The organism is Mesorhizobium sp. M7A.F.Ca.CA.002.15.2.1 (assembly GCF_003998715.1).
Classification (GTDB): Bacteria; Pseudomonadota; Alphaproteobacteria; order Rhizobiales; family Rhizobiaceae; genus Mesorhizobium; species Mesorhizobium ciceri.
In genome coordinates this window covers 1-1,832 of the sequence record NZ_RZPI01000895.1, presented here as the reverse complement: position 1 = coordinate 1,832, position 1,832 = coordinate 1, and the positions used below count along the sequence as shown (strand labels likewise).

Sequence of the window (1,832 nt, the reverse complement as noted above, 5' to 3'; positions counted from 1 at the left end):
GGTTGCCGCCGGCCGCGAACCCGGCAGCTCCACCGGCCGCCCGAGCCAGGCGAAGGAATGCCTGGCGAATTCGAACATCGCCTTGCGGCCGTGTTTCTCGTCGATCAGCATGCCGTAGCCGTCGCGGCCGCTGCGCTTCGAATTCTCGCAGGACATCGGCTCGCAGCTCACCGAGTGGCCGGTCGACCATTGCATCAAATGCCTGTGCTTCTATCATCCCGACGATCCGGCGGCGCTCAAGGACGAACAGCAGCAGAAGTTGCGCGCGCTGTTCGAAGCGGCGCGGAAGGTCGGCAGGGAACTTCTCATCGAGATCATTGCCGGCAAGCATGGCAAGCTCGACGACACGACGATCCCGCGCGCGCTGGAGGAACTCTATGCGCTCGGCATCAAGCCGGACTGGTGGAAGCTCGAGCCGCAGGCGTCGAGCGGCGCCTGGGCGAAGATCGAGGCCGTGATCCTGAAGCACGACCCCTGGTGCCGCGGCGTCGTGCTGCTGGGCCTGGAAGCGCCGCAGGACGAGCTGGAAGCGGCGTTCGCCGCCACCGCCAAGGCACCCATCGTCAAGGGTTTTGCCGTCGGCCGCACCATCTTCGTCCATGCGGCCGAACAATGGCTGGCCGGCAGGATGTCGGATGACGAGGCGATCGCCGACATGGCGCAGCGCTTCGAACAGTTGACGGATGCGTGGCTTGCCGCGCGCGGCCGCAAGGCGGCATAAGAAGGCGCGGAATAGGACTGCGGAGGAAAACACCATGAGCAAGACAATCCGCCTGACGATGGCGCAGGCGCTGACCCGCTTCCTGTCGCGCCAGATGACTGAGATCGACGGTAGCAAAGTCCCGATCTTCGGCGGCGTCTGGGCGATCTTCGGCCACGGCAATGTCGCCGGCATCGGCGAGGCGCTCTATCAGGTGCGCGACGAACTGCCGACCTTTCGCGCCCACAACGAACAGGCGATGGCGCATGCGGCAATCGCCTACGCCAAGGCCAATTTCCGCCGCCGCTTCATGGCCGCGACCTCTTCGATCGGCCCCGGCGCGCTCAACATGGTGACGGCGGCGGCGCTCGCCCATGTAAACAGGTTGCCCGTCCTGTTTTTGCCAGGCGATGTCTTCGCCAACCGCATCCCCGACCCGGTGCTGCAGCAGGCCGAGGATTTTTCCGACGGCACGGCGACGGTCAACGACTGCTTCCGTCCGGTTTCGCGCTATTTCGACCGCATCACCCGGCCGGAGCAGATCATTCCTGCGCTGAGCCGTGCCATGGCCGTGCTGACCGATCCGGCCGAATGCGGCCCGGTGACGCTGTCGCTCTGCCAGGACGTCCAGGCCGAGGCCTATGACTATCCCGAGAGTTTTTTCGCGGAGCGGGTCTGGCACCAGCGCCGGCCGCGCCCGGATCGCCAGGAACTGGCGGCCGCGGTCGCCGCGCTCAAGGGTGCAAAAAAGCCGTTGGTGATCGCCGGCGGTGGCGTCCTCTATTCGCAGGCGTCGGACGAACTGGCGAAATTCGCCGAGAGCGGCGGCATCCCGGTCTGTGAGACGCAAGGCGGCAAATCCTCGCTGCCGGACAACCACCCGCTCAACATGGCGGCGGTCGGCGTCACCGGCACTTCTGCCGCCAACCGGCTGGCTGAGGAAGCCGATGTCGTGCTGGCCATCGGCACGCGCCTGCAGGATTTCACCACCGGTTCGTGGGCGCTGTTCAAGAATTCGGGCAAGACCATCATCGGACTCAACGTGCAGCCCTTCGATGCCGGCAAGCACCGCGCCCTGCCGCTGGTGGCCGATGCGGCCGAGGGCCTGGCGGAACTCGGTGCTGCGCTGAAG

1 protein-coding gene and 2 pseudogenes are annotated in these 1,832 nt (G+C 66.2%); 2 read left to right on the top strand and 1 reads right to left on the bottom strand.

Annotation, left to right across the window (positions count from 1 at the left end; all coding sequences use genetic code 11):
* Window positions 1–132, bottom strand: a pseudogene (locus tag ENZ74_RS30820) (DUF2090 domain-containing protein); the annotation flags it as partial.
* Between ENZ74_RS30820 and ENZ74_RS30815 the strand changes: the two are divergent.
* Together ENZ74_RS30815 and ENZ74_RS30810 are read left to right on the top strand one after the other, a co-directional pair.
* Window positions 122–721: pseudogene (locus ENZ74_RS30815) on the top strand (DUF2090 domain-containing protein); the annotation flags it as partial. The pseudogenes ENZ74_RS30820 and ENZ74_RS30815 overlap by 11 nt on opposite strands.
* A gap of 34 nt (window positions 722–755) precedes the next feature.
* Window positions 756–1,832: thiamine pyrophosphate-binding protein (locus ENZ74_RS30810; RefSeq protein ID WP_245471046.1), on the top strand; the 1,077-nt coding region annotated here is incomplete at its 3' end.